9 protein-coding genes and 2 pseudogenes are annotated in these 26,668 nt (G+C 72.4%); 10 read left to right on the forward strand and 1 reads right to left on the reverse strand.

Annotation, left to right across the window (positions count from 1 at the left end):
• A partial coding sequence (locus ACFY32_RS33510) for an amino acid adenylation domain-containing protein (protein WP_390676296.1) occupies nucleotides 1–4,704 on the reverse strand: 4,704 nt, incomplete at its 3' end.
• Nucleotides 4,705–5,229: 525 nt separating this feature from the next.
• On the opposite strand from ACFY32_RS33510, the gene ACFY32_RS33515 reads away from it, so the two are divergent.
• From ACFY32_RS33515 to ACFY32_RS33560, 10 genes and pseudogenes are all read left to right on the forward strand, one after another.
• The gene (locus ACFY32_RS33515) at nucleotides 5,230–6,459 is read left to right on the forward strand and encodes a cytochrome P450 (protein ID WP_390676297.1); all 1,230 of its coding nucleotides are present in this window, start codon (nucleotides 5,230–5,232) and stop codon (nucleotides 6,457–6,459) included.
• Between the two features lie 58 nt (nucleotides 6,460–6,517).
• The gene (locus ACFY32_RS33520; RefSeq protein ID WP_390676298.1) at nucleotides 6,518–19,405 is read left to right on the forward strand and encodes an amino acid adenylation domain-containing protein; all 12,888 of its coding nucleotides are present in this window, start codon (nucleotides 6,518–6,520) and stop codon (nucleotides 19,403–19,405) included.
• A 26-nt stretch (nucleotides 19,406–19,431) separates the two neighbouring features.
• Entirely contained in the window at nucleotides 19,432–19,653 is a 222-nt protein-coding gene (locus ACFY32_RS33525) for an MbtH family protein (RefSeq protein ID WP_367489342.1), read from the forward strand.
• Between the two features lie 47 nt (nucleotides 19,654–19,700).
• Nucleotides 19,701–20,765 (forward strand): 4-hydroxyphenylpyruvate dioxygenase, encoded by a 1,065-nt coding sequence (hppD, locus tag ACFY32_RS33530; RefSeq protein ID WP_390676299.1) that lies wholly within the window; start codon nucleotides 19,701–19,703, stop codon nucleotides 20,763–20,765.
• Entirely contained in the window at nucleotides 20,762–21,877 is a 1,116-nt protein-coding gene (locus tag ACFY32_RS33535; RefSeq protein ID WP_390676300.1) for an alpha-hydroxy acid oxidase, read from the forward strand. The genes hppD and ACFY32_RS33535 overlap by 4 nt, the downstream gene beginning before the upstream one ends.
• Nucleotides 21,870–23,216: a PLP-dependent aminotransferase family protein gene (locus tag ACFY32_RS33540; protein WP_390676301.1), complete on the forward strand. Its 1,347-nt coding sequence runs from the start codon at nucleotides 21,870–21,872 to the stop codon at nucleotides 23,214–23,216. Before ACFY32_RS33535 ends, ACFY32_RS33540 begins: the two co-directional genes overlap by 8 nt.
• Before the next feature lie 104 nt (nucleotides 23,217–23,320).
• Nucleotides 23,321–24,151, forward strand: a complete 831-nt coding sequence (locus tag ACFY32_RS33545; protein WP_390676302.1) for an ATP-binding cassette domain-containing protein — start codon at nucleotides 23,321–23,323, stop codon at nucleotides 24,149–24,151.
• Entirely contained in the window at nucleotides 24,148–24,807 is a 660-nt protein-coding gene (locus ACFY32_RS33550; protein WP_367489355.1) for a hypothetical protein, read from the forward strand. The genes ACFY32_RS33545 and ACFY32_RS33550 overlap by 4 nt, the downstream gene beginning before the upstream one ends.
• A 73-nt stretch (nucleotides 24,808–24,880) precedes the next feature.
• Nucleotides 24,881–25,227: pseudogene (locus tag ACFY32_RS33555) on the forward strand (MBL fold metallo-hydrolase); the annotation flags it as partial.
• A 391-nt stretch (nucleotides 25,228–25,618) separates the two neighbouring features.
• A pseudogene (locus tag ACFY32_RS33560) lies at nucleotides 25,619–26,572 on the forward strand (IS701 family transposase); the annotation flags it as partial.
• Between the last annotated feature and the right edge of the window lie 96 nt (nucleotides 26,573–26,668).

Genomic DNA, 26,668 nt, shown 5'->3' on the forward strand with positions numbered 1-26,668 from the left:
CCGCTCCACCACCACGGTCCGGCGCTCGTTACCCGTCAGCCCGGACACGTCCACGCGGCGCACCAGATCACCGGCGGGAACCGCTCCCGGCTCGGGCACCTCGAACCTCCATGCACGGTCCTCGCCCGCCATCCGCAGACGCAGCGCGCCATGGTGGTCGAGAACGCTCTGCAGCGCGTCGATGAGCATGTCCTCGCGCAGGCCGGCCGGGACACGGAGGACCGAGGACTGGTGGAAGCGCCGGACCGGACCGTCCAGTTCGTGCAGGTGGTGCACGATCGGCGTCCACCGCACCTCACCCACGCCGTCCTCCGGGCGCTCGCCGACGGCCGCGGTCATGGGGGTTGCGACGTCCGCCAGGGCGAGAACTGTCTTGTGGCGGAAGACCTCCCGGGGCGAGATGGCCAGGCCCGCGCGCCGGGCACGGCTGACGAGCTGGATGGAGCTGATGCTGTCGCCGCCGAGGTCGAAGAAGCTGTCGTCGATGCCGACCGCCGGGAGGCCGAGGACCTCGGCGAACAGGCCGCAGAGCAGCTCCTCGTGCGCGGTGCGCGGGGCCCGTCCGGTCACCTGCGCCTGGAAGTCGGGTGCGGGCAAGGCCCGCCGGTCCAGCTTGCCGTTGGCGTTCACGGGCAGCGAGTCCAGGACGACGACCGCCGACGGCACCATGTAGTCGGGCAGCACGTCCCGCAGGTGGCCGCGCAGGGAAGCGCCCAGCTCGCCCGCCACATGGCCGAGTGCCGGGTTGTTGGTGCGCGGGCGGCCGACGGGCCGGTCCTCCGCGGGCAGGTACACGTCGGTCAGGGGATCGGTGCCGGGCGGCAGGAAGAGGGCGTCCAGTTCGCCCTCCGCGCCCTCGGACGACCAGGTCACTGCCACCTGGTACCCGAGCGGCTCGCCGAGGGCCACCAACGCGTCCGAGGTCGCGCCCGGGGCGCCGGTGCGGAGCAGTGCGGCGCGGACCTCGGTCAGGGGCGCGCCCGCGTACAGGGCGCGGGCGGCGGCCGCCTCGTGCGCCGTACGGCCGTTGGGCACGCCGGTGACGCGTAGCCCGGCCGGGCGCTCGGCGGCGAGCCGGTCCGCGAGCTCCTGGACCGTGCTGACGTCCTCGCCCCACTGCCAGCACGGTGCCCCGGCCGCGGAGACGGGTGCCCGGCCGGACTTCTTGCGGAGGACGACGTCGTAGCGGTACCGGACCAGCTCGTTGTCGTAGGCGCCGGTCTTCACGCGGATGTCGACGCTGCCGAACCGCTCGGGGTCCGCCGCGGCCAGGGCGTGGAAGTACTCCGGGTCGACCAGGAGTTCGTTCTCCTGGGCCGCCCGCTGGTCCACCGCCCGGCGGACGGCGTCGGCATCGGTGTCCTGGCCGCTGCGGGTGAGTTGCACCGCGGTGTCGAGAGCGCGCTTCAGGCGCAGGTTCCGCACGTCGCCGACGAAGAGGGAGCCGCCGGGGGTGAGCAGGTCGAGTGCGCCCCGCAGCACGGAGGTGAGGTAGTCGGCGTTGGGGAAGTACTGCGCCACCGAGTTGATGACGACGGTGTCGAAGAACCCTTGGGGCAGCCCGTCGAGGTCGTGGGCCGGCCGGGCCAGCAGCTCGACCCGGCCGCACAGCTCGGGACGGGCGGCCGTCTGCCGGCGCAGCCGCTCGATGACGGCGGCGGAGAAGTCGGTCGCCCAGTAGGCCTCGGTGGCGTCGGCGAGCCGGGACAGCAGCAGGCCGCTGCCGACGCCGATCTCCAGTACGTGGCGCGGGCGAAGGGCGCGGACGCGCTCCACCGTGTCCGTCCGCCACCGCTCCATGTCGTCGCGGGGGATGGGCGTCCCGTCGTAGCTGCTGTCCCAGCCGGTGAAGTCCTCGCCGAAGTCGGTCGCCCGCGTGCTGCCGTACATGGTCTGGTAGAGCTGTTCCCACTGCTCGACCTTCTCCCGCCGGCCCCGCTCCAGGCGGTCCTCCAGGGAGCGCCAGTCGGGCACCACGTATCCGACGAGGTGCGTGCCGCCGGGGCCGTCCGCACGGGCGACGACCTCCGCCTCGCCCACGTCCGGGTGGCCGACGAGGGCGGAGGCGACCTCGGCGGGCTCGATGCGGACACCGCGGATCTTCACCTGTTCGTCGCCGCGGCCCATGTAGACGAGCCGGCCGTCCCCGTCCCAGCGGGCGAGGTCGCCGGTGCGGTACATGCGGGAGCCCGGCGGGCCGTACGGGCACGCCACGAACCGTTCCGCGGTGAGCGGGGCGCGGTCGAGGTACCCCCGCGCCAGGCCGGTGCCGGCCAGGTACAGCTCGCCCATGACGCCCGCGGGCACCGGCTGGAGGGCGCGGTTGAGGACGTACACCCGAGTGTTGGCGATCGGGGTGCCGATCGGCGGGGCGGAGCCGGACGCGTCGGCCGGGTCGCACGCGAAGGAGGTGACGTCGATGGCCGCTTCCGTGGGGCCGTAGAGGTTGTGCAGTTCGCAGCCGAGGACCGCGTGGAAGCGGGCCACCAGCTCGGCCGGGAGGGCCTCGCCGCTGCACAGCACCCGGCGCAGGGAGACGCATCCGGCGGCGGCCGGCTCCGCCAGGAAGCCCTTCAGCATGGACGGGACGAAGTGCACGGTGGTGACGTCCTGTTCGGCGATGAGCGCCGCGAGGTACGCGGGGTCCTTGTGCCGTTCCGGCTCGGCGACCACCAGGGTGGCGCCGGTGACGAGCGGCCAGAAGAACTCCCACCCGGAGACGTCGAAGCCGCAGGAGGTCTTCTGGAGGACCCGGTCCGTGGCGTCGAGGCCGTAGCGGTCCTGCATCCACAACAGCCGGTTCACCAGGCCCTCGTGGGTGTTGACGACACCCTTGGGGGTGCCCGTCGACCCCGAGGTGTAGATTACGTTGGCCGGATGCTGCGGGAGTACGCGCATGGCGGCGTCACCTGCCGGGCGTGGGGAGGGAGCCTCGCGCAGTGCGGCCAGAGTCGCGGGATCGTCGAGCAGCAGCCGCGTCAGGGTCTCCGTGGTCGGCAGGCGGCCGAGGGCGGCCGTGGTGGTGACCAGCACCGCCGGGCGGGCGTCGGCGAGCATCGCCGCGATGCGCTCGGCCGGGTAGTCGGGGTCGAGGGGCAGGTACGCCGCGCCGGTCTTGAGCACCGCGAGCAGCGAGACGATCAGCTCGGGCGAGCGGGGGACGGCGAGCGCCACCAGTCCTTCGGGGCCGGCCCCCAGCCCGCGCAGGACGCGCGCCAGCGCGTCGGCACGGGCGTCGAGTTCCTCGTACGAGAGTGCCTCGCCCCGGTAGAGGACCGCGTCGCGGCCGGGTGTGCGGGCGGCCTGGGCCTCGAACAGCTCCGGCAGGGTCGTGTCGGGATAGCGGTGTGCCGTGGCGTTCCACTCGGTGAGGAGACGCCGCTCCTCCTCGGGGGCGAGGACGTCGAGGGTGCCGACCGGGGTGTCGGCCTCCGCGCCGGCGAGGCCGTCGATCAGCCGCAGGACAGCTTCCTGATGGACGGCCAGGTCCTCGGTGGCGTAAAGCTCGGCGTTGGCGTCGAGGTCGACGCGCCACGGGGTGTCCGCGGTGCCGCTGTAGACGACGAGAGCCAAGTCCTCGACGGGACCGTTGGTGAGGTTGTGCACGCTCGCCCGGGCACCGGCGAAGTCCAGCTCGTAGTCGAAGATCTGGAGGTTCACGTGCGGCCCGGTCAGCGGCTCGCCGGCGTCGCTCAGCCGCAGGTCGCGGCGGATGTCCTCGTAGCGGTAGCGCTGGTGGGCGAGGGACAGCCGCATCGCCTTCCAGACGCGCCCGAGCAGCCCTGACAGACTCTCGTCCGGGTCGACCGTCAGCCGCAGCGGCACCACGTTGGACACCATGCCGGGAGTGGCGCGCACGGTCTTGGTCCGAGCCGTCACCGGCAGGCCGAGGGTGATGTCCCGCTCCCCGGTCAGGCGGGCGACGTGCAGCAGCTCGACCGCGACGAACAGGGCGGGCAGGGCCACCCGGCAGCTTGACGCGACGCTCCGGAGGGCGTCGATCCGCTCTTGGTCCAGCGGGGCCGACCCCCGGATCCGCCCGGGCGTCCGGCCGTGCCCGGCGCGGCCGAAGGAGACAGGTGCCCGATGGTCCGCCAGCGTCTCGGCCCAGTAGGCGCGGTCGGCGGCGAAGGCGGGGGACTCGCGGTAGTCACGGTCGTACGCGAGCAGGTCCTGGACGGTGCCGTACGGGCACTCCGGCACAGGCCCGCCCTCGACCAGGGCACGGTAGACATCGGCGGCACGCCGTACGAGGACCGAACCGCTGTAGCCGTCGAGCACCGCGTGGTGGGCCCGCAGGTACCAGTAGTGGGTCTCCTCGGAGACCTTGAGCAGGGCGAGCGACAGGACCCGGCCGTCCTCCAGGGACAGCGGCCTGTCCAGCTCCTCGGCCATCCACCGCTGCGCCGCCTCCGCCGGCCGGGGCCGGCCGGTGAAGTCCAGGACGGGCACAGCACACGCCCGGTCCGCGTCGAGGAGCTGGACGGGATCGCCCTGCGTCTCCACGAACCGCACGCGGACGGCGTCGGCCTCGTCGAAGGCACGGCGCGCGGCCCGGACGAAGAGTGCGGTGTCCAGCGTGCCCCGGATCTCGACGTACTGGGCGATGCTGTAGTCGAGGCGGCCGGCGGCGAAACGCTGCGCGAGCCACATCCCGGTCTGGGCGGACGTCAGGGCGAGCTGCCGGTCCGGAGAAGCAGACATGATCGTTCCTTAGCGGTCGCTGCCGGCCCGCCGGTTCCATGACGCAGGGAAGCCGGAAACGGCGCCGACCATTCAGAATGAATAGGTGGAGGATGTGGCGCCACGCCAGTGACCGCGGAAGGCAAGAGAAGCGCACAGGCAAAATCCCGAGCGCTGCAAAGCGATTACGACCCGCTGCCCCCCCCGTGAGCCGCCGAGCGTGTTCAAGCGCTCTGGCGACAATACACGGCTCGGCTGTGCACGCCAGAGGCTTTCTTGCCATCCCCGCGCCCGTGAGCATGATCACTTGCGTCACGGTTTGTACCGTAACCGCTGGCGGCCCGGACCGTGTCGTCAGTGGTCACTGGGTGAACGAAAATCGCCCTTGACAGCTCAAAATCGATCAAGGTAGCGTCGGTGACGTTCCGTCATTATGGAAACTGGAAGAGTTGGACGGGCGTATTGGGGATGCATCAGCTGGAGAACCCCTTTTTCGTGCCGTCGTTGATAGCGCCCGTCAGGCGCGCGCTTTCATAGGGGTTTTCGTTGACCGACTTAACTGCGCTCACGCGCCTGCCTTTCGACCGGCGTATCGAAGAATTCTTCACGTACCTGGACGGCAGGCGCGGGACCGAGGCGATCGGTGAGAGCCGCGAGCCGGGGGTCTGGGAAGTCTTCCGCTACGACGAGGCCGTGCACGTCCTGGGCGACCACCGGACCTACTCCAGCGACATGAACCACTTCATCCCCGAGGACCAGCGCCAGCTCGCGCGGGCGGCCCGGGGCAACTTCGTCGGGATCGACCCGCCGGACCACACCCAACTGCGCGGTCTCGTCAGCCAGGCGTTCTCCCCACGAGTCACCGTGGCCTTGGAGCCGCGCATCGGCCGGCTCGCCGAGCGGCTCCTGGACGACATCGTCGCGGAGCGCGGCGACAAGACCTCCTGCGACCTGGTCGACGAGTTCGCCGGCCCGCTCAGTGCGATCGTCATCGCCGAGCTTTTCGGCATCCCCGAGAGTGACCACCCGATGATCGCGGAATGGGCGAAAGCCCTGCTCGGATCACGTCCCGCGGGTGAGCTGAGCGTCGCCGACGAGACCGCCATGCAGAATGTGGCGGACCTCGTGCGGAGGGCCGGCGAGTACCTCGTCCACCACATCGCCGAGCGTCGCGTCCGGCCCCAGGACGACCTCACCAGTCGGCTCGCCACCACGGAGGTCGACGGCCAGACGCTGGACGACGAGGAGATCGTCGGCGTCATCGGCATGTTCCTCATCGCCGGATACCTGCCCGCGTCCGTGCTGACCGCGAACACCGTGATGGCCCTCGATGAGCACCCGGCCGCGCTGGCGGAGGTGCGGAGCGACCCGGAGCTGCTGCCCGGGGCCATCGAGGAAGTGCTGCGCTGGCGGCCCCCGCTGGTCCGCGACCAGCGCCTCACCACCCGTGACGCGGACCTGGGTGGGCGTACCGTTCCCGCCGGTTCCATGGTCTGCGTGTGGCTGGCCTCCGCTCACCGCGACCCGCTGCGTTTCGAGAATCCCGACCGGTTCGACATCCACCGTAATGCCGGACGCCACCTGGCGTTCGGAAAGGGAATCCACTACTGCCTGGGCGCGCCACTGGCCCGGCTGGAGGCCCGTATCGCCGTGGAGACTCTGCTGCGGCGTTTCGAGCGCATCGACATTTCCCGGGACGAATCCGTGGAGTTCCACGAATCGATTGGCGTGCTGGGCCCCGTACGGCTCCCGGCCACCCTTTTCACCCGCCGCTGAACCAGCGAGCCGTCGGCCGGGCAAAACATCGCATCGCATCGCGACGAGGATTTGAAGTATGCCGCTCGAGCAGAGCAATTGGGCCCATTCCCGCAATCCCGCTTACATCATCTACACATCCGGATCCACCGGGGATCCCAAGGGCACAGTCGTCACCGGCGAGAACCTCGTCAATCTGCTCTCGGACTTCCGGGACCGGCTTTCCTTCGGTCCCGAGGACCGTCTGCTCGCGGTGACGACGTTCGGCTTCGACATCGCCAACCTCGAATTGCTGCTTCCGCTCATCAGCGGCGGACGGGTCGTGCTCGCCTCGAAGGAGACGAGCCAGGACCCGAGCGCCCTGGGTAAGCTCATCTCCGCCTCGGGCGCCACCGTGATGCAGGCGACGCCCGCGCTGTGGCAGAGTCTGCTGGCCTCGGGACACCCCGCGGACCCCCGGCAGCTGAGGGCCCTCGTGGGCGGTGAGGCGCTGCCCCAGCCGCTGGCGATCGCGCTGCGTGACTCCGCGCGCGAGGTCACCAATGTGTACGGACCCACAGAGACGACCATCTGGTCCACGGCGGCGCACCTGGACGAGGAGAGCGCCGACCGCCCGCCCATCGGTCGGCCGCTCGCCAACACCCGGGCGTACGTGCTCGACAGCGCGTTGCGGCCGGTACCCGCCGGAGTTGCGGGAGAGCTCTACCTCGCCGGCGCGGGCGTGGCCCGCGGCTACCTCAACCGGCCCGCGCTCACCGCCCAGCGCTTCGTCGCCGACCCCTTCGGTCCGGCGGGCGGCCGCATGTACCGAACCGGCGACCTCGTCCGCCGGAGGGCCGACGGGAACCTGGAGTTCCTCGACCGGGTCGACCACCAGGTCAAGATCCGCGGCTTCCGCATCGAGCTCGGCGAGATCGAGGCAGCGTTGAACCAGCACCCGGCGGTTGCCCGGGCAGCGGTCGTCGTGCAGGAGGACCAAGCAGGCGATAAACGCCTCGTCGCCTACACGGTGCCCGCCCCCGGCCACGACGCCGCGGACACCGCCCCGCTCCGCGCCCACCTCGCCGAACGGCTTCCCACGTACATGGTGCCGTCCGCGATCGTCGGACTGGACGCACTGCCCCTGACCCCCAACGGCAAGCTCGACCGCAGGGCCCTGCCCGCACCCGACCTGGCCGCCGCCACGGGCACCGGCCGCGGGCCGCGCACCCCGCAGGAAGAGATCCTGCGCGGCCTGTTCGCCGAGGTCCTCGGCGTACCGTCCGCCGGGGTCGAGGACAACTTCTTCGACCTGGGCGGCCATTCGCTGCTCGCCACCCGCCTGACCAACGGCGTCCGCGCGAGGCTCGGCGTCGAACTCCCCGTCCGCGCCGTGTTCGAGGCACCCACCGTCCAGGCGCTCGCCGCCCGCCTCGCCGACGGCGACCGGGCCCGCCCGGCACTCGCCGCCGCCGACCGGCCCACGGACCTGCCCCTCTCCCACGGCCAGCGACGGCTCTGGTTCCTCAACCGGTTGGAGGACGGCGGCGCCGCCTACAACATCCAGGCCACGCTGCGGATCACCGGCGACCTGGACCGCGCGGCGCTCGCCGACGCCCTGGCCGACCTCGCGGCCCGGCACGAGTCGCTGCGCACCGTCTACCCGGAGGCCGACGGCGAACCCCGCCAGGTCATCCTCGACGCCGCAACCGCCCGCCCCGCCCTGACCGTCACCCCGGTGAACGAGGAGCGGCTGCCCGCGGAACTCGCGGCGGCTGCGGCCCTCGGGTTCCACCTCGGTACCGGACTGCCCCTGCGGGCCCACCTCTTCCCGCTCGCACCGGACGAGCACGTCCTGCTGCTGGTCCTGCACCACATCGCGGGCGACGGCTGGTCCATGGCGCCCCTCGCCCGCGACCTGGGCACCGCCTACGCCGCCCGGCTCGAGGGCCGGGTCCCCGACTGGGCGCCTCTCCCCGTCCAGTACGCCGACTACACTCTGTGGCAGCGCCGGGTGCTCGGCACCGAGGAGGACCCCGACAGTGCCCTCGCGGCGCAGACCGACTTCTGGCGGCGCACCCTCAGCGACCTGCCCGAGCAGCTGACCCTGCCCACCGACCGGCCGCGCCCCCGCAAGCTCAGCTTCTGCGGCGACACCGTGGACATCGAGCTCGACGCCGAGCTGCACGCTCGCCTCCTCGACGTCGCCCAACGCCACAATGTCACCCTGTTCATGGTCCTCCAGGCCGCCGTCGCCACCCTGTGCACCCGACTGGGCGCCGGCACCGACATCCCCGTCGGCAGCCCCATCTCGGGCCGCACGGACGCCGCCCTCGACGAACTGGTCGGGTTCTTCGTCAACACCCTGGTGCTACGCACCGACACGTCGGGCGACCCCCGCTTCAGCGACCTGCTGCGCCGGGTCCGCGACACCGCGCTGGCCGCCTACAGCCACCAGGACGTACCCTTCGAGCGGCTGGTCGAACTGCTCAACCCGGCACGATCGCTGTCCCAGCACCCCCTGTTCCAGGTCTTCCTCGCGCTGCAGAACAACGCCGACGCCGAGCTCACCCTCCCGGGCCTGACCGTGGCCGTCGAGCCGGACGCGCTGCGGCCTGCCAAGTTCGACCTGGCGTTTAACGTCGCGGAGACCTTCGGCGACGGGCACACGCCCGCCGGGGTCACCGGCGTCCTGGAGTTCAGCACCGACCTCTTCGACCGGGCCTCCGCCGCCGGCCTGGTCCAGCGCCTCGTCCGCATCCTCGCGTCCGTGGCACAGGACCCCCGTCGGCGCATCGGCGCCATCGAGATCCTCACCGCCGAGGAGCGTGACCGCCTCCTCGGGGTCCGCACCGTACCCGGACTCCCCGCCACCACCACGAGCGGCCCCGGGCACCCCGCCCCACCCGGGAGCGCCCGCACCGCCACCACCCTCCACGAGCGCTTCTCCGAGATCACCGCCGGCGCACCCGGCGCACCCGCGGTCCGTGCCGGCGACCGTGAACTGACCCGCGGCGACCTGGACGACCGCGCTGACCAGCTGGCCCACCGGCTGATCCGGCTCGGTGTGCGCCCCGAGACCCGGGTGGCGGTCCTCCTGGAACGCTCCCCGGAGCTGGCGGTGGCCATCCTCGCCGTGCTCAAGGCGGGCGGCACCTATGTGCCCCTCCACGAGGCCTTCCCCGCCGAGCGGCTCGAATGGGTCATGGCCGACACCCGCTCCAGCGTGCTGCTCACCGACCGGGCCATGCTCACCCGCCGCTTCGACCACGATGCCACCGTCGTGGTCCTCGACGACGAGCCGCTCGACGACGAGCCCGTACCCTCCGGCGCGCCGGCCGTGCGGGTCCACCCGGACCAGCTCGCCTACATCATGTACACCTCCGGCTCCACCGGCCTGCCCAAGGGCGTCGCCATCGCCCACCGGGAGGTCCTCGCGCTGGCGGCCGACCCGTGCTGGGACACCGGACACCACGAGCGCGTCCTGCTGCACGCGCCGTACGCCTTCGACATCTCCGACTACGAGCTGTGGGTCACCCTGCTGGCCGGCGGGCTCGTCGTGCTCGCACCGCCCGGACGCCTGGACACCGGCACGCTCGCCCGCCTCATCGAGCAGGAGGAGATCACCGCGGTGCACTTCACCGCGGGCCTCTTCCGGGTGCTCGCCGAGGACGAGCCCGGCTGCCTCGCGGGCGTGTCGGAAGTCCTCACCGGTGGCGACGTCGTCTCGCCGGTCGCCGTGCAACGCGTCCTGGAGCACGCCCCGAACGCGGTCGTGCGCCAGCTGTACGGGCCGACCGAGGCCACCCTCTGCGCGACCCAGCACGAGGTGCGCGCCCCCTTCGAGGCGGGCGCGACCGTGCCGATCGGCCGCCCGCTGGCGGACACCCGGGTGTACCTCCTGGACGACCTGCTCCGCCCTGTGCCCCAGGGCGTCACCGGCGAGGTGTACCTGGCCGGCGCCGGGCTCGCCCGCGGCTACCTCAACCTCCCCGGGCGCACCGCCGAGCAGTTCGTCGCCGACCCCTTCGGTCCTCCCGGGGACCGGATGTACCGCACCGGCGACCTGGCCCGCTGGAACACCGACTGGCAGCTGGAGTTCGCCGGACGCGCCGACCATCAGGTCAAGATCCGCGGCTTCCGCATCGAGCCCGGCGAGGTCGCCGCTGCCGTCGCCAAGCACCCGGACGTACGGGAGGCCGAGGTCCTGGCCCGCCCCGACCATCTGGGCGAACAGCGGCTCGTCGGCTACGTGGTGGCCGACTGGCAGCGTCTGGACAACCGCGTCGAGACCGGCACCCGCGAGCAGGTCACCGAATGGCAGCAGATCTACGACGGCATGTACGGCCGCGCCACCGGGGCCGAGTTCGGCGAGGACTTCGCAGGCTGGGACAGCAGCTACGACGGAGAAGCGCTCCCCCTGGAGCAGATGCGTGAGTGGCGCGCGTCCATCGTCGACCGCGTCCGCGCACTGCGCCCCCGACGCGTGCTCGAGATCGGCGTGGGCAGCGGGCTGATCCTCAGCCGGCTCGCGAGGGAGTGCGAGGCCTACTGGGCTACCGACTTCTCCGCCGAGGCCATCACCGCCCTCCGCGACCGGCTCCGCGACCGGCCCGAGCTCGACGCCCGCGTGGAGCTGCGCGTCCAGCAGGCCGACGACGTCGACGGCCTCCCCGAGGGCTACTTCGACACCGTCGTCATCAACTCGGTCACCCAGTACTTCCCGCACGCCGGGTACCTGGAATCCGTACTGGACAAAGTGGTCGGGCTGGTCGCCCCCGGCGGCTCGGTGTTCGTCGGCGACGTACGCAACCTCACGCTCCTGCGCAGCTTCCACACGGCGGTCGCCCTGGCCCGCACCCCGGACTTAGCGGAAGCGTCCGAGCTGCGGCGCGACGTCGACCGTCGCGTGCTGCGGGAGAAGGAACTGCTCGTCGCTCCCGCCTTCTTCCAGCGCTTCGGCTCCGGCAACGCGCTCGTGGGCGGCGTGGACATCAGGGTCAAGAGCGGCGGCTTCCACAACGAACTCAGCCGCTACAGGTACGACGTCGTCCTCCACCGCAAGGGGCCGCGTGACCTGCTCACCGTCACCGGCGCTCCGGTGCTGACCTGGGCCGACGACGTCACGTGCCTGGACGCGCTGCGCGACGCCCTGGCCTCCGGCCGACCGGCGGCGCTCCGCGTGACCGGCGTCCCCAACGCGCGCACGGCGGCCGAGGCCGCGGCCGCGCGGGCGCTGGTGGCGGGCGAGGACCTCACGCGCATCCGAGAGGCGTACGCCGGCGCCGAGGGGATCGACCCCGACGACCTCACCGCGCTCGGGACCGAACTGGGCTACCGGACCGCACTCACCTGGACCGACGGCGACACCGAGGGCCGCGTCGACGCGCTGTTCGCCGCCGCCCCGGCCGGCTCGCCGGCACCGCCCCTCGTCACGCACAGTGCCGACGACGGCGAGCGGGCCTACGGCGGCGCGCTCACCAACGACCCGATCGCCTTCCGCGAGTCCGGTCAGCTGACCGCCTCCCTGCGGGAGTACCTGCGCGACTGGCTGCCCGACTACATGATCCCCACGGCGTTCGTCGTGCTCGACTCGCTCCCGGTCACCGAGAACGGCAAGCTCGACCGCGCCCTCCTGCCCGTCCCCGACCTGGTCGCCGACGTACGCGGCGGGGCACCCCGGACACCGGAGGAGGAAACCCTCTGCCGGCTGTTCGCCGAGGTGCTGGGCGTGCCCGGGGTCGGCGTCGACGACGGCTTCTTCGCGCTGGGCGGCCACTCGCTCCTGGCGATCCGCCTGGTCAACGCCGTGCGGGCCGCCATGGACGTCGAGCTGACCGTGCGTGCCGTCTTCGAGGCACCGACCGTGGCGGAGCTGGCCCGGCGCCTGGGCCCCGCCGACCACGGCCGGCCGGCCCTCGTGCCGGCGCATCGGCCGGCCGTGGTGCCCCTGTCGTACGCCCAGCGGCGGCTGTGGTTCCTCAACCGCCTGGGCGAGGCGGGCGGCGCGTACAACATCCCCGTCGCCCTCCGGCTCTCCGGCCACCTCGACCGACAGGCCCTGGCCCAGGCCCTGCGGGACGTGGTGGTCCGCCACGAGAGCCTGCGCACCAGCTTTCCCGAGGCCGACGGCGAACCCTGCCAGCTGGTCCACGACCCGGCGGACGTCACCGTCGGACTCGACGTGGTGCCGGCCGGCGAGGAGACCTGGCGGCCGGCCGCGGCGGAGGCCTGCGCGTACGGCTTCGACCTCACCCGCGAACTGCCCTTCCGGGCCACCCTGTTCGCCCTGTCCCGGACCGAGCACGTCCTGCTGGTGGTGCTGCACCACATCGCGGGCGACGGCTGGTCCATGGGGCCGCTCGCCCGGGATGTCGCCACCGCCTACACCGCGCGCACCGACGACCGCGCGCCCGGCTTCCCGCCGCTGGCCGTCCAGTACGCCGACTACACCCTGTGGCAGCGCGAGGTCCTCGGCAGCGAACAGGACCCCGACAGCCGGATAGCCGGACAGCTCGCCCACTGGCAGGACGCCCTCGCCGGGCTGCCCGCGGAGCTGGACCTGCCCACGGACCGCCCCCGGCCCGCCGAGTTCAGCTACCGGGGCGGGTCCGTGCCCCTGACGATCGACCGCGCCCTCCACGGCCGGCTCGCCCACCTGGCACGCGAGCACAACGCCAGCCTCTTCATGGTTCTCCAGGCCGGCCTCGCCGCCCTGCTGACCAGGCTCGGCGCCGGTACCGACATCCCCGTCGGGACCCCGGTCGCCGGACGCGGGGACGTGGCGCTCGACGACCTCGTCGGCTTCTTCGTCAACACCTTGGTGCTGCGCACCGACACCTCGGGCGACCCCGGCTTCGCCGAGCTGCTCGGCCGGGTGGCCGAGGCGGACCTGGCCGCGTACGGCAACCCCGATGTGCCCTTCGAGCGGCTGGTCGAGGTCCTCAACCCGCCCCGCTCGCTGGGACGGCACCCTCTCTTCCAGGTCATGCTCGCGCTGCAGAACAACGCGGAGCCGGACCCCCGCCTGCCCGGGCTGCGGGTCGGCGTCCCCGACATCGGTCTCACCGCGGTGAAGTTCGACCTCGACGTCCAGCTGAGCGAGCGCTTCGACGAGAGCGGCGCACCGGCCGGCGTCACCGGCCGGATCGCCTACAGCGCCGATCTGTTCGACGAGGACACGGTCGCCCGCCTGGGCCACCGGCTGGTCCGCCTGCTGGCAGCCGTCGCCGCCGTCCCGGGAATGCCCCTCGGAGCCGTCGACATCCTCTCGCCGGACGAGCACACCCTGATCGTGGAGGAGTGGGGCGGCCCAGCCGGCCCCGGCCCCGCGACGGACGTGGTGGAGGCCTTCGAGACCACCGCCGCGGCCTCGCCCCGGTCCACCGCGGTGGTCAGTGGCGGTACCACCCTGTCCTATGCGGAACTGGACGGCCGGGCGAACCGGCTGGCACGCCTTCTGCAGGCGCGGGGCGTCCGCCCGGGAGACCTCGTCGCCGTCGCGCTGCCCCGCGGCGCCGACATGGTCGTGGCGGTCTGGGCGGTGCTCAAGACCGGCGCCGGATACGTGCCGGTCGAACCGGCGTACCCGGCCGAACGCATCGCGTTCATGCTGGCCGACGCCGCACCCGGCCTGGTGGTGACGCGGACGTCGGTCGCGGACCGCCTGCCCGCTGGCACCGGCGCCGAGGTCGTCGTCCTGGACGGCGCCGACACCGTCCACGCGCTCGCCAGGCTGCCCGGCACACCGCTCACCGGCCGCGCACCGGTCCCGGGCGCCTCACCCGCGTACGTCATCTACACCTCGGGTTCGACCGGCCTGCCGAAGGGCGTGGTCGTCTCCCGCCGGTCCATGTCGGTGTTCCTGTCCTGGGCGGTGCGGTACTTCGGCGCCGAAGGCCTGACCAAGGTGCTGGCCTCGACGTCGCTGTCCTTCGACGTGTCGGTGTTCGAGATCTTCGCGCCGCTGCTCGCGGGCGGTTCCATCGAGGTGGTGACCGACCTCCTGGCGCTCGCCGAACGGCCCTGGTCCGGAACGCTGATCAGCGGTGTGCCGTCGGTCGTGTCGGCCCTCCTGGACGCCGGCACACCACTGGACTGCGATCGGATCGTCCTGGCCGGCGAGGCTCTGCCCGAGCACCTCGTCCGCAGGCTGCGGCAGCACGCGCCCGGTGTCCGGATCGCCAACCTGTACGGGCCGACCGAATCCACCGTCTACGCCACCGGCTGGTACGAGACGGCGCCCGGCCAGGTGTGCGCGCCGCCCATCGGGCAGCCGCTGCCCGGCACCCGCGCCTACGTCCTCGACGCCCGGCTGCGCCCCGTGCCCGCCGGGGTCACCGGCGAGCTGTACCTGGCCGGACCCAAGATCGCCGACGGCTACCTCGGCCGGCCCGGCCTGACGGCCCGCCACTTCGTGCCCGACCCGCACGGCCCCGCCGGCTCCCGCATGTACCGCACCGGTGACCTGGCCCGCTGGGACGCCGACGGCGTCCTGCACTACCTGGGACGCGCCGACCAGCAGGTCAAGATCCGCGGGTTCCGCATCGAACCCGCGGAAATCGAGAGCGTCCTCGCCCGCCACCCCGCCGTCACCCACGCCACCGTCACCACCCACACCGCCCCCACCGGGGAACACCGGCTCGTCGCCTACGTGACCACGGCGCCGGGCACGCGTCCCACCCACGAGGAACTGACCCGGCACGTCACCGCGACGCTGCCCGAGCACATGGCGCCGGCCGCCACCGTGGTCCTGGACGCCCTGCCGGTCAACGCCAACGGCAAGCTCGACAGGAAGGCCCTGCCCGCCCCCGACTTCGGCACCGATGCGCAGGGCCGAGCTCCGCGCACCGCCGCGGAGGAGGTGATGTGTGCCCTCTTCGCGGACGTCCTCAGCGTGCCCTCCGTCGGCGCGGACGACAGCTTCTTCGACCACGGCGGGCACAGCCTGCTGGCCACCCGGCTGGTCAACGCCGTCCGTACCGCCTTCGGTGCCGAACTCGCCCTGCGGGCGGTCTTCGAGACGCCGACCCCCGCCGGCCTCGTCGAGCGGCTCCCCGCGGCGCGAGCGGCCGGCCCGCCCCTGACCCCGGCCGAGCGCCCGGAGCGGATCCCTCTCTCCTACGCCCAGCAGGGGCTGTGGCTGCTGAACCGGCTCGACGACACGGGCGACACCTACAACGTGCCCATGGCACTGCGGCTGACCGGGCCCCTCGACCTCGACGCCCTCCGGGCCGCACTGAGCGACCTGGTGGACCGGCACGAGACGCTGCGCACCGTGTACCCGGACGTCCACGGAGTCCCCTCCCAGGTCGTACGGGACACCGCCGCGGCCGCGCCCCGGCCGGCCGTCACGGACACGACCGAGGAGCGGCTGCCCGCCGCGCTCGCGAAGGCCGCCGGACGCGGCTTCGACCTGACCGCCGACCTCCCACTGCGCGCCACCGTGTTCCGGCTCGGCCGGGAGGAGCACGTCCTGCTCCTGGTGCTGCACCACATCGCCTGCGACGGCGCCTCGCTCGCCCCGCTGGCCGCCGAACTCGGCGCCGCCTACCGGGCACGGCTGTCCGGCGCCGCCCCCGACTGGCGGCCGCTGCCGGTCCAGTACGCCGATTACACCCTGTGGCAGCGCGCGGCGCTGGGCTCCGAGGACGACCCGGACAGCCTCGTCGCCCGCCAGCTGGCCCACTGGCGCACGGCGCTGGCCGGGATGCCGGAGGAACTGCCCCTGCCCGTGGACCGTCCGCGCCCCGCCGTACTCGGCCACCGCGGCGGCACCGTGACGGCGGAGCTCGACGCGACGCTGCACCACCGGCTGCGAGAGCTGGCCCGGATGGCCGGAGCCACGCCCTTCATGGTGCTCCAAGCGGGCCTCGCCGCCCTGCTCACCAGGCTCGGCGCGGGCACCGACATCCCCGTCGGGACCCCGGTCGCCGGACGCGGGGACGCGGCGCTCGACGGGCTCGTCGGCTTCTTCGTCAACACCTTGGTGCTGCGCACCGACACCTCGGGCGACCCCGCCTTCGTGGAACTGGTCCGGCGGGTCCGGCAGAACACGCTCACGGCGCTCGCCCACCAGGACGTGCCGTTCGAGCGGCTCGTCGAGGCGCTCAACCCGGAACGCAGCATGTCCCGCCACCCGCTGTTCCAAGTGCTCGCGACGGTACGGGACTACCGGCCGCCGACGGCCGACCTGACCGGAACAACCGCCACCGAGGTGCTCGTGGACCCGGGTGTGGCCAAATTCGACCTGGAGTTCACCTTCGGCGAGTCCTTAGAGGCGAACGCGCCCGCCGGGATCGCCGTCGAACTGCGCTACAGCAAGGACCTCTTCGACGACATCACCGCCCAGGGACTCGTCACCCGCCTGGCGCGCCTGCTGGACGACCTCACCGCCGACCCGCGCAAGCCCGTCAGTGCCGCCCAGGTGCTGCTGCCGCACGAGGCCCGCGCCATTGAAGGCTGGGCCGGCACCGAGGCAGCCGTGCCCGAGGACACCGTCGCCGCGCTGTTCGAGGCCCGGGCGGCGAGGACCCCCGACGGCGTCGCCCTGCGGTCCGGCGCCACCACCCTGACGTACGCGGAACTCAACCGGCGCGCCAACCGCGTCGCGCACACCCTGACCGGACTCGGCGTCGGGCCGGAGAGCTTCGTCGCGCTCGCCCTGCCCCGCTCAGCAGACCAGATCACGGCCCTCCTCGGCGTGCTCAAGGCAGGCGCCGCATACCTCCCGGTCGATCCGGACTACCCGGCCGAACGCATCCACACCATGCTCGGCGACGCCCGGCCCGCCCTGGTGGTCACCCGCCGGGACACCCTCGGCGCGCTCCCGTCGCCGCTCCTCGGCGGCACCCGCGTCCTCACCCTCGACGAGCCGGAGACCGCCGCGGCGATCGCCGCCGCGCCGAGCACCGACCCGACCGACACCGACCGGACCGCGCCGCTGCGGCACGGACACCCGGCCTACCTCATCTTCACCTCCGGATCCACCGGCCGACCCAACGGCGTGGTCGTGACCCACACCGGCACCGCCAACCTGGCCGCCCGGCAGATCGAGCGGTTCCGGGTGGGGGAGGGGGACCGGATGCTCCAGTTCGCGTCCCCCGGCTTCGACGCGGCCTTCTCCGAGGTCTGCACGGCACTGCTCTCGGGCGCGGAACTGGTCCTGGCCACCAAGGACGAACTGACCCCCGGCCGCCCGCTGGCCGAGGTGCTCACCCGGCATCGGATCACCCATGTGACCCTGCCGCCTGTCGCCCTGCCGCTGCTCCCGCCGGAGGCGCTCGCCTCCGTCACCACCCTGGTCACCGCCGGCGACGCCCTGCCGCGGGACGCGGTCCGCCGCTGGGGACCGGGCCGACGCCTCGTCAACGCGTACGGGCCGACCGAGGCCACCGTGTGCGCCACCATGAGCGAGCCGCTGACCGGCGACGACGAGCCGACGATCGGCCGACCTCTGGGCGGGGTCCGCGTCCACGTCCTCGACGACCGGCTGCACCAGGTACCGCCCGGTGTCACCGGTGAGCTGTACGTCGGCGGGCCGGGCCTGGCCCGCGGCTACGCCGGCCGGCTGGGGCTGACGGCGGCGCGGTTCGTGGCCGACCCCTACGGTCCGCCCGGGGCACGCATGTACCGCACGGGCGACCTGGTGCGCTGGGACCGGGGCGGCCGGCTGCACTTCGGCGGCCGCGCCGACCACCAGCTCTCGGTACGCGGGTTCCGCGTGGAGCCGGGCGAGGTCGAGGCGGTGCTCCTGGCCCACCCGGCCGTCGCGCAGGCCGCCGTGATCCTGTACGACGACGGGCGCGGCGGACTGACGCTGACCGGCTACGTGGTGCCCGCCGCGGGGCACACCGCCGATGCCGCGGCGCTGCGGCGGCATGTGGCCGGCGCGCTGCCCGGCCACATGGTGCCGGCGGCGGTCGTGCCGCTGGAGCGGTTCCCGCTCACACCCAACGGCAAGCTCGACCGGAAGGCCCTGCCCGCTCCCGGGTTCACCACCGAAGCGTCCGGCCGCGCCCCCCGCACACCGCGCGAGGAGCTGCTGTGCGAGCTGTTCGCGGAGGCGCTCGGCGTGCCCAGGGTCGGAATAGACGACAGCTTCTTCGCCCTGGGCGGCCACTCGCTGCTGGCCGCCGGGCTCATCGGCCGCCTGCACGAGGCGCTGGGTGTCGAGATCGGCCTGCGGAGCCTGTTCGAGGCGCCTACCGTCGCCGAACTCGCCGAGCGGCTGGAGGCCGGGGCCGGTCCGGACGGGGGAGAGTTCGACGTCCTGCTGCCGCTGCGCGCCGGGGGCGAGGGACCCGCGCTGTTCTGCGTCCCCGCCGCCGGCGGACTGGGCTGGTCGTTCGCCGGGCTCGCCCCGCACATCCCCGACCGGCACCCGCTGTACGCCCTCCAGTCGCCCGGCCTGTCGGACCCGCGCGAGCGGCCCGCCACCGTCGAGGAGGCGGCCGCGCGGTACGTGGAGCGGATCCGGGAGGTGGTCCCGCACGGCCCGTACCACCTTGTCGGCTGGTCGGTCGGCGGGCTGATCGCTCACGAGATGGCGGTACGGCTGCGGGCCGGGGGCGCCGAAGTCGCCTTGCTGGCCGTCTTGGACGCCTACCCGCTGGCGGGCACCCCCGTGACGCCGCCTGACCGCGCGGAGGTGGTGGAGACGGTGCGCGGCCAGGCCGGCGGGCACCGCCTCGACGACGCCGCCACCGAGCGGCTCGTCGAGGTCTACCTCGGCAACACTCGGGCGGCACGCGCCTTCACCCCGGGCGTCTTCGAGGGCGACCTCGTGCACTTCGCGGCCGGCCAGGACGCCACCGGGACGCTGACGCCCGGGCTGTGGCTGCCGCACATCGGCGGACAGGTGGAGCAGCACCACGTGGCGTGCGGCCACGAGGAGATGACCCGTCCCGGACCGCTGTCCGTCATCGGCCCCGTACTGGCCGGGAAGCTGGCCGGCGAACACGACGAGCACCACACCCACGGCGCTTGATCACCGAAGAACACGGAGAGAGACACATGGCGACCAACCCCTTCGAGGACGAGAACGGCACCTACTTCGTGCTGCGCAACGACGAGGGACAGCACTCCCTGTGGCCGGCGTTCGCCGACGTACCCGCCGGCTGGACGGCGGTGTTCGGCGAGGCGGGCCGACAGGCCTGCCTGGACCACATCGAGGAGAACTGGACCGACATGCGCCCCGCCAGCCTGGTCGCGGCGATGGGAGACAGCGCCGGCTGAGGCACACCGGCAGGGGAACGCACGGCACTACTGAGGAGAACTCGGCTGTGAACGCATTAGGAAACACCGGATTCCAGGACATGTCCATCGACCATGTGACGCTGTACGTCGAGGATCTCGACGCCAAGGCGGCCGAACTCGCGCGTACCTACGGCCTCGAGGTGTACGCCACGGCCGTCGCGGAGGACGGGGCGCGTTCCGCTGCGGTCGGCCGCGAGCGGATACGGCTGGTCCTGACCGAGGCGGTGGCCGACGACCACCCGGCCGCCGTGTACACCCGGCTGCACGGAGAGGGGGTCGCCGACATCGCCCTGAAGGTGCCCGACGCCGCGGCCGCCTTCGCCGAGGCCGTCCGCCGCGGCGCCCAGCCGGCCGCGGAACCGGCCGAACAGGACGGCGTCATCACCGCCTCGGTGATGGCCTTCGGCGACGTCCGGCACACCTTCGTCCAGCGCCACGAAGGCGTCCCCGGGGACCGGCTCCCGGGCTTCGTCCCCGCGCAAGGTCATGAACCCGGCACCCCGACCGGGCTGCTGGAGATCGACCACTTCGCGGTGTGCCTGGAACCCGGCGAACTCCAGCCGGTCGTCGAGTTCTACGAGCGGGTCCTCGGTTTCCGCAACACCTTCACCGAGAAGATCGTCGTCGGTTCGCAGGCGATGGACTCCGAAGTCGTCCAGAACCCGTCCGGCATGGTGACGCTCACCCTCATCGAGCCCGACACCCGCCGGGAGCCCGGACAGATCGACTTCTTCATCAAGAATCACGGCGGCGCCGGCGTCCAGCACATCGCCTTCCGCACCGAGGACATCGTGCGGTCGGTGGGCACCATGCGCACCCAAGGCGTCGACTTTCTGACCACCCCCGCCACCTACTACCGCATGCTGGGCGACCGGCTGCGGCTGGTACGGCACTCCACGGACCGGCTCGCCGCCCTCAACATCCTGGCCGACGAGGACCACGCCGGTCAGCTCTTCCAGATCTTCACCAGGTCGGTCCACCCCCGCAGGACGCTGTTCTTCGAAGTCATCGAGCGAGCCGGGGCCATCACCTTCGGCAGCGGCAACATCAAGGCGTTGTACGAGGCCGTCGAAGCGGAGCAGCAGGGATGACCGTCGCCGAGGTGCTGAAGGCTCCCGATCCGGTGAGCCTGGACGACGTCCGCGCGGACGCCCGCGCGGCGCTGGACCCCGGCGTCTGGGACTTCGTCGAGGGCGCCAGCGGCACGGAGACGGTCTTGGCCGCGAACCGCGCCGCCTTCGCCGACGTCGCCCTCGTGCCGCGGGTCCTCACCGGCGTCGCCGAGGCCGACACGCGCACCCGGCTGCTCGGCCGCCACGCCGCCATGCCCGTCGCCATCGCCCCCATGGCCTACCAGCGGCTGGTCCACGAGGACGGCGAACTCGCCGCTGCCCAGGCGGCCCGCACAGCGGGCGTCCCCTTCGTCGTGAGCACCCTGAGCAGCCACCGGGTCGAGGACATCGCCGCGACCGGGGCGACCACCTGGTTCCAGCTCTACTGCCTGCGCGACCGCGCCAAGAACCACGAACTGGTCGTCCGCGCAGAGGCCGCCGGCTGCGAGGCGCTCATGGTCACCGTCGACGTCCCGCTGATGGGCCGCAGGCTACGCGACGTCCGCAACGGCTTCGCGCTTCCCCATCACGTGCGGGCGGCCAATCTGGACAGCGGCCCGGCCACCGAGGCGCACCGCCGGTTCGGCGGCGACTCGGCGCTCGCCGTGCACACCAGCGCCGCGTTCGCGCCCGGGCTGACCTGGCGCGACCTGGCCGAGCTGCGCGCCAGGACGTCGCTGCCCCTGGTGGTCAAGGGCATCCTCGACCAGCGGGACGCCCGCGCGGCGGTGGACGCTGGCGCCGACGCCGTCGTGGTCTCCAACCACGGAGGGCGGCAGCTGGACGGCGCCGTACCCAGCATCCGGGCGCTGCCCGCCGTGGCCGAGGCCGTCGGCGGCGACTGCGAGGTCCTGCTGGACAGTGGCGTGCGCGGCGGCACGGACGTGCTGAAGGCGCTGGCCCTCGGGGCCCGGGGCGTCCTGCTCGGCCGGCCGGTGCTGTGGGGTCTGGCGGCGGGCGGTGAACGGGGCGTAGAGCAGGTACTGGGCCTGGTGCGCACCGAGTTGAGCCAGAGCATGACGCTGGCCGGCTGCGCAGACGCCACGGCCGCGGCAGCGCTGCGTACGGAGAGGACGGGCGCCCGTGCGTGACACAGAGCCAGTGGACCTGGTCACGGCCGAGCTGCACGGATCGCTGGAGGACCCGGCGCTCATGTCGATGAACTTCCTCAACGAGATCACAGGGCGCTACCCCGAGGCGCTGTCCTTCGCGCCGGGTCGCCCCGTGGAGCGGTTCTTCAACGTGGAGTCCGTCCACCGCCGGCTGCGGGCGTTCCGCGGCCACCTCTCCAGCGAACTAGGGTACACCCAGGAGGAAGTGAGCCGGACGCTGTGCCAGTACGGCCGCACCAAGGGCATCGTGCACGGCCTCATCGCCCGGAGCCTCGCGCGCGACGAGGGCATCGACGCCGACCCGGAGTCGGTCGTGGTCACCGTCGGCTGCCAGGAGGCGATGTTCCTGGTCCTGCGGGCGCTGCGCGCCGACCCGCGCGACGTCCTGCTGTCGGTGGCACCCATGTATGTCGGACTCACCGGCGCGGCACGGCTGGTCGACATGCCGGTCCTGCCCGTCGCCGGCGGCGCGGCGGGCATCGACCTGGACGATCTGGTCGCGCAGATCCACGGCGCGAGGCAGCGGGGGCAGCGCCCGCGCGCATGCTACGTGATGCCCGACTTCGCCAACCCGTCCGGTCTCAGCATGGACCTGGCCACCCGGCGCGCGCTGCTGGAGGTGGCCGAGAGGGAGGGCGTCCTCCTGCTGGAGGACAACCCGTACGGGTTGTTCCACGGCGGTGGGGGGACTCCGCCCACCCTCAAGGCGCTGGACACCGGCCGCCGCGTGGTCTACCTGGGCTCCTTCGCCAAGACGGTGCTGCCCGGGGCCAGGGTCGGCTACGCGGTGGCCGATCAGCGCGTCCGCGACGCGCAGGGCGCCACCGGTCTGTTCGCCGACCAGCTCTCCAAGATCAAGAGCATGGTGACGGTGAACACCTCGCCCATCGCCCAAGCGGTTGTCGGCGGGGCGCTGTTGGAGAACGCATACAGCCTGGACGCGGCGAACGGCCGGGAACGGGAGGTCTACTGGCGCAACCTCCGCCAGGTCGTGGACGGGCTGGAGGCCAGGTTCGGGAACTGCCCGGGCATCTCCTGGAACACCCCGGCCGGCGGGTTCTTCGTCTGTGTGACCGTGCCCTTCACGGTCGACGACGAACTGCTGGAACTGTCCGCGCGACGCTTCGGCGTGCTCTGGACACCGATGTGCCACTTCTACAGCGGACCGGGCGGCTCCAACGAGCTCCGCCTCTCGGTGAGCTCCCTCACCGGTGCCGAGATCGAGGAGGGGCTCGACCGGCTCGCCGCCCTCTTCGCCGAACGGGGTTGTGCCCCCGTGAACATGCAGCTTATGCAAAGCGGAGGCCGAGCCCCGTAATCTGCGAGCATGTGGGGGGTGCTGCACCGGACGAAGGAGATCAGTTGTTACGTCTTCAATCAGTGAGCAAACGCTATGGCCGTGGCGATTGGATCCTGAGAGACGTGGACGTGGAGGCCCCGGCCGGTGAGATCGTGGCATTCGCAGGCGGGAACGGATCGGGGAAGTCGACGCTGCTGCGGATCGCGGTGGGCCTGTCCCGGCCGACCCGCGGCACGGTGGCCGCCCGGCCGCCCGTCGTCGGGTACGTCCCGGACCGGTTCTCCCCCAACGAACGCATGTCGGCCGCGGCGTATCTGACACACATGGGCCGCGTCCGCGGGCTGACCACGTCGGTGGCCTCGGCGCGGGCCGGCCGGCTGCTGGACCGACTCGCCCTGGTGGGCGGAAAGCACACCCCCCTGCGGAGCCTGTCGAAGGGCAACGCGCAGAAGGTCGCGCTGGCCCAGGCCCTCCTGGTGGAACCCGGGCTGCTCGTCCTGGACGAGCCGTGGTCCGGGCTGGACGCCGACGCCCACGGCGTGCTCGCCGAGATCATGACCGAGGTCGCGGCCTCCGGCGGCACCGTCGTGTTCACCGACCACCGCGAGTCGGTCACCCGGGCCCGCGCCACCCGGACGTACACGGTTAGCAAGGGCCGCGTGTCGTTGCGGGGACCGGTGTCGTGGGCCACCGAGCAGCGGCCCACGTCCGACGTCGTCCTGACCGCGGGCCGGGACGGCCGCGTACCGCAGGACGTCGCCTGGGAACAACTGGACGGCGTACTGACGGTGAGCCGGGACGTCACGGGCGTCAGGATGTGTGTGGGACGCGAGTCCACCGACGCTCTGCTGTTCACCGCGCTCCAGCACGGCTGGTCCGTCGATCGCGTCACCGGGGCGACCACGGACCACCACCGGACGCCGAACGCCGCGACGAACGGAGACATGCGGTGATCGCGCTCATCCGCTACACCTTCGCCACCGTGCTGCACACGCAGCGCTACCTCGCTCCGCTGCTCCTGTTCATGGGCCTGATGGGCGTGCTGACCGTCAACGGCAGCGGCTCGCTGCCCCCCGCCTACGCCTCCTCCGCCGGCGCCCTGTTCGTCTGCTCGACCTGGCTGACCATCGCTCTGATGAGCCTGGATGACCCGCCGCAGCGGGCGATCGTCGTCATCACCGCGGGCGGCCGGTCGCTCACGGTCCTGCTCGCGGCGATCGGCACGGCCCTGCTGAGCTGCCTCGTCCTGATGGTCTTCGGACTGCTCTTCCCGTTGTGGATGGGCGACTACGTGGTCACCACGACCGACCTCCTGCTGGGCGTCGAGGCGCAGCTCACCTGTGCTCTCGTCGGCATCGCCATCGGCGTGCTGTGCTCGCGGCTGGTCTTCAAACGACAGGGGTACGCGCTGGTCGCCGCCCTCGCACTGGTGATGGTAGCCCTCTTCGCCAAGGGCATGCCTCCGGTCAACCGCCTGTTCACCCTGATGTCCACGACCCCCGACGCGGCGAAACTACTCGCTCCCGCTGGCGTCATGCTGGCGATCTCCGCGGTGATTCTGGCCGTGTTCACCGCCGCCACGCAGTTCGTCGCCGGGCGCAGGGAATAGAGCTTCTCGGCACGGGCCGAACGAGGGGTTGTTGCCCAAGAACCACACGGACTATACGCCGCTGCCTGGCATGTGGCCAGACATTCACATGACGCCTGCCCAGGGGGGCAGGCCCACCTTGACCTGCAGGGAGGCGCTCCGAGCGGGGTGCTGCTGCCGATCCACTGGGGAACGTTCAACCTGGCTCCGCATCCGTGGGCGGAGCCCGGGGAGTGGACCAAGGACGCGGCCGAGGAGGTCAGCCAGGCGGTGGCGTTCCCGCGGCCGGGGAAGCCGTTCGAGCCGGTGGGGGAGCTGCCGGTGGAGGCGTGGTGGCGGGCGGTCTCCGGTCCGATCGCGCACCCGTGGCGCCGTCCCCGGATCGCTCAAGGCGTGGCCGAGACGAGCAAGGGTGATCTCGACCTCGCGGGAGAGAGGTGACGTCGGTCGGGCAGGAGCTGGGGGAGATGGTCCAGATCCTGGAGCGTCTCCCTGCTGACGAGCAGGATCGTTTGCTGCGCGCCTTGGACGGAGCGTCCCGCGTGGAGTGCGAAGTCACTGCCCAGCGCGTCAGGCCCTTGCCGTCCCTGGAAGGCCCGTCTCGGGTTGTCGTCCGAACGCGCATCGTGCGGCGCTGAGCTTTGCAGGAGGGGGGCCGACTGGGCAGCGCTCGGCCGCACTGCCCGGCCGGTGTCGGTGGCAGCGTCTAGTAGTGCTTGGTCAGGTTGATTCGCCGGTGGCGTGTCCGTTTGATCGGGTGTGTCGTTGATCGGGTGTGCTGGGTGGGGAGTTGGCCGCGGTCCGGTGTGATCTGGAGGACTTCGCGGCGGAGATGTTCGAGCCGTTCTCGCGGGCGGATCAGCGCCGGTGGGGCGAGGTCTATCTGCGGGGGCTGCTGCTGGACGGGCGGCGCAAGTCGGTGGAGCCGATGGCCGCCCGGCTGGGTCAGGACGGCAACCGGCAGGCCCTGGCCCACTTCATCACCAGCAGCCCGTGGGACGCGTCGCATGTGCGTGCCCGCCTGGCCTGGCGGATGCAGCAGGTGATCAAACCGGCCGCTCTGATCGTCGATGTCATCGGCTTCCTCAAGGACGGGGACGCCTCGGCCTGCGTGGCCCGGCAGTACACCGGCACCGCGGGCAAGGTCACCAACTGCCAGGCCGGGGTCTCGCTCCATCTGGCCTCCGACGCAGCGTCGGCGGCCGTCGACTGGCGCCTGTTCCTGCCTGAGAGCTGGGACCCCGCCTCGCCGAAGGCCGATCCGGCCAAGGTGGCCCGCCGCACGAAGTGCGGCATCCCCGAAGAGATCGGTCATGTCGAGAAGTGGCAGCTGGCTCTGGACATGATCGACGAGACGAGGTCGTGGGGTATCGAGGTGCCCCTCGTCGTCGCCGACGGAGGCTACGGCGATGCCGCAGCCTTCCGCCTCGGCCTGGAGGAACGCGCCGTTGACTACGTGGTGGGCATCTCCACCACGACCACTGCCCAGCCGGAAGAAGCCAGGCCCTACATCCCGCCCTACGGAGGTCGAGGGCCTCGGCCGCAGCCTGTTTACCCCGAGCCGGCCCAGGCCGTGAAGAAGCTGGTCATCGAGGCCGGCAAGCGGGCGGCGAAGCCGGTGCAGTGGCGGGAAGGCTCCCGCCCGGGCAGCGGCCGCAGCGGTTTGAAGCGGATGTACTCGCGGTTCGTGGCCCTGCGGATCAGGCCCGCCGGACGCGAGATCCGCAAGAGAGCCGACGGACCCGAACTGCCCGTGCGCTGGCTGCTGGCCGAATGGCCCGCCACTTAGACCGTGTCCTACGTGGTGAGGCGTCGTTGAGTTCGGTATGGGGCGGGGTACGTGGAGTTGGATTGTTCCGGACGGGTTGTGGGAGATCGCGAA

It is taken from the genome of Streptomyces sp. NPDC000134 (assembly GCF_042899225.1).
Classification (GTDB): domain Bacteria; phylum Actinomycetota; class Actinomycetes; order Streptomycetales; family Streptomycetaceae; genus Streptomyces.

Bases quoted from the DNA above. Each gene is read 5' to 3' on its own strand.
- ACFY32_RS33520 (WP_390676298.1), top strand. From the start codon at position 6,518: ATGCCGCTCGAGCAGAGCAATTGGGCCCATTCCCGCAATCCCGCTTAC.
- ACFY32_RS33525 (WP_367489342.1), top strand. From the start codon at position 19,432: ATGGCGACCAACCCCTTCGAGGACGAGAACGGCACCTACTTCGTGCTG.
- ACFY32_RS33535 (WP_390676300.1), top strand. From the start codon at position 20,762: ATGACCGTCGCCGAGGTGCTGAAGGCTCCCGATCCGGTGAGCCTGGAC.